3 protein-coding genes are annotated in these 3,068 nt (G+C 61.1%); 2 read left to right on the top strand and 1 reads right to left on the bottom strand.

From position 1 onward, the window contains the following. Positions 1 to 127: 127 nt before the first annotated feature. Positions 128 to 1,627 carry a M20/M25/M40 family metallo-hydrolase gene (locus Q4P21_RS16025; RefSeq protein ID WP_303389717.1) on the bottom strand — a complete coding sequence of 500 codons (1,500 nt, stop codon included), beginning with the start codon at positions 1,625 to 1,627 and terminating at the stop codon, positions 128 to 130. 82 nt (positions 1,628 to 1,709) lie between these two features. On the opposite strand from Q4P21_RS16025, the gene Q4P21_RS16020 reads away from it, so the two are divergent. After that, positions 1,710 to 2,543, top strand: a complete 834-nt coding sequence (locus Q4P21_RS16020) for a fumarylacetoacetate hydrolase family protein (RefSeq protein WP_303389716.1) — start codon at positions 1,710 to 1,712, stop codon at positions 2,541 to 2,543. 151 nt (positions 2,544 to 2,694) lie between these two features. Beyond that, positions 2,695 to 3,068: GtrA family protein (locus Q4P21_RS16015; protein ID WP_303389715.1), on the top strand; the 374-nt coding region annotated here is incomplete at its 3' end.

Here is a 3,068-nt window from a genome sequence, read left to right as displayed (position 1 = left end):
GTGCACAACCAAACACCCAACCCCACCCTGTGCAGGAAGCAACACACCAACACGCCGAAACGTACCCGTTTCACACCTTTGCACCGAAGCTGACACTTTACCTGCGGACTTTACTTGCGGAAGGAAATCAGCCCAGATCAAGCAACAATTCACGGTAGAAAACAACCCCCGAGCCGAGGGAGCTGATACGGACGCGTTCATTGACGGCATGCAGGCTAGCCCTGTCGGAGGCATCCATCAAGAGAGGGGAGAACCGATACACTGCCGGGCAAATAGCGGTGAAGTACCGTGAGTCCGTGACGCCAGTCTGGACGTACGGTGTCACCACCGCCTCAGGATACGAGGCAGCCACGGAGCGGGTCAGCAACGCAAATTGCTCATTGTCAAAGGATGATGCAGGTGATGGGTCGTGGCCTTCTTGGATGGTCAACTGAACCATGGGGTCTTCAATAATCGTGCGCACCTGCTCCACAACCGACTCAACACTCTCCCCCACGGCAATGCGAATATTGGCATTCGCACGCGCCGCAGAGGCAAGCACGTTAGTGGCCTTGCTGCCCTCCAACATGGTCATCGCAACCGTGGTCCGTGTCAGCGCACGCGTTTCATCACCGAGCACGCCAAAAATCTGTGTCAGCAGGCCTTTGAACGCCCACATATTCTCCGTCACGAGCCGCAGCCCGAAACCACTGCGCACGCCAATCCGACGAGTCATCTCCACGATGGCCGCTGGCATCGAGGCCGGAAACGGACTCTCTTCCAACGCGACTATGGCCTGAGCCAGCCGGGCGGTGGCACCCATCCGCGGCGGCGTGGAGGCGTGTCCACCAGCAGCCCGTACAAGCAGTTCCAGATCCAAAATACCCTTCTCGGCCACACCGATGACAGCTGCGGGGGCCTTCAGCCCTGGAAACGCCTCGGTGGCCACCGCTCCCCCCTCATCGAGCACCAGCCAAGGCCTGACACCATTTTTAGTCAGTAATTTCACTGCTGCAGCCGCGCTGTCCCCGGCCGTTTCCTCATTGTTGCCGAATGAAAGGTAGACGTCATGGCTCGGGGCGAAACCTTCGTTAAGCAGCGATTCAACGGCTGACATGATGACCACAAGGGAGCCTTTGTCGTCCAAAGCACCGCGCCCCCACACGTAGCCGCCTTCTTGGTGACCAGAAAACGGCGGGTGGGCCCAAGCGTCCCGAGAATCCACAGGTACGACGTCGTAGTGCGCCATCAACACGACCGGCATGGCCGTGGGGTCAGGCCCCCGGCCCGCCCATTTGAACAGCAGCGCATGGCCGTTGACCAACTGCCGATCCAGCTGCTTGTGTACAGCCGGATACATCCGCTGCAGCGCATCGATGAAGCCAGTGAACTGATCCAGTTCGATCCTGTCCCTAGCTTGTGAAAACACTGTGCGGTAGCCAATGAGCTCGCTCAACCGGTCTGCAGCGGGTTGGGCATGCTCAGCCCCTGCAAACTGCGCATGCCCGCCTGCTCCGCCGTCACCTGCCGGAATTCCCGTTCCCGCCCGGTACGCGCGCGCACCCATGAAGGCCGCGGCACCGGCGGCACCCGCTGTCAACGCTGCCGCTACCGCACGACTGATGGGCTTGGCTGGTCCTGTAGGCATGTCAGGGATTCTATGCCACACATCTGTGAGCTCACCGGCGTTCACACAAGTCTCAGCGTGACGCAGGAGGTAGGATGTCCTCATGACTGATGCTCCGTACCGCCTCGCCCGTGTCCGCCCTCTTGACGCCGTGCAGGCACCGTTGCCTGAGCAATTCTTTGTACGCAACGACGCCGTTGACTTCGACAGCACCGATGGCCGCATCTGGCAACTCGTCGAAACGCCCTTCCCGGCATCGCCCGCCAACCAAAACAGCACTTTCCGGGAGGCCTGGACCCTGGGTTCCACTGTCACCGAGGACCAGTTCCGCTTCCTGGCACCCTGCGCCCCCGTCAACGTCTTCGGCATGGCACACAACACCGGCGCTCCCGGCCGCGCACTCCCGCCGCAGGCGTTCCACAAGGCTGCCAGTTCGGTCATCGGTCCCGGCGACGCCATCGTTCTCGGACCCAACACGGGCTACGTCGATCCCGAAGCCGAGCTGACTGCCATCATCGGCCAGCCCGCCCGAAACCTCACACTGGAGAACGCCCGGGACTGTCTCTTGGGCTTCACCATTGGCAACGACGTCTCCGACCGCGACGCGCAAAAATCCGACGAACTGTGGATCAGCGCGAAAAGTCCGGATACCTTCACCCCGCTCGGCCCCTGGATCGTCGTCGGCCTTAAGGACGACGGCGTGCCCATCAGCATCGTCCATAACGGCACTGAATTGTCCCCCGCCACAAGCGACGACAACGGATGGGGCGTGGATGAAGTGCTGGTCTACTTGAGCAGTTTCATGACGCTGCAGCCAGGGGATGCCATTCTCACCGGATTCCCGGCGGAGTGCCGTCGTATCGCTGCAGGAGATGAAGTCACCTGCCGCATTGGTGGCATTGGTGAACTGTACAACCCTGTGATTTCCGGCCCGTAGTCACGCGCTGCAAGTTGAAGACGTCAGTGCCTCCCAGTGCGCAGCCCGGGGCGCAAGCTGGCATGCCCGCTTGCGCCCGGCGGAAATCCACAGGAATTTCCCATGGTGCGTTTTGCGTGTTGTGAACTTTGGATGGCAGGATTGGTTACCTATGGCAACCGCAGCATCCCCGGAATCAACTTCCGCGGCCCTCGCTCCCAGCGCAGCGGGCAACGGAATCCTTGCCGTGCCCGTTCAGTCGTTGCGCCGCCACCCCGTGCTTGCTGCGCAACTGCGCGGGTTCGCCGTCGTCGCCGTGATTTGCACCGTCATTTCAATGGTAATTTTCGCCGGCCTGCGCCCTTTGACGGGGACCCAATGGGCCAATGCCATCTCGCTCATTCTGTGTTCGGTGCTCAACACCGACTTGAACCGCAGGATGAGCTTTGGCATTCGCGGCAGGCATCTTTGGTGGCGGGACCAGCGGCGCGGACTCTGGGTCATGCTGCTGGCTTTGACCATGACCAGCGGCAGCCTCCTTCTCCT

Origin of the sequence: Arthrobacter sp. (genome assembly GCF_030540645.1) — a bacterium.
In the GTDB taxonomy this organism is placed as follows: domain Bacteria; phylum Actinomycetota; class Actinomycetes; order Actinomycetales; family Micrococcaceae; genus Specibacter.
This window is presented reverse-complemented; position numbering and strand designations above follow the sequence as displayed.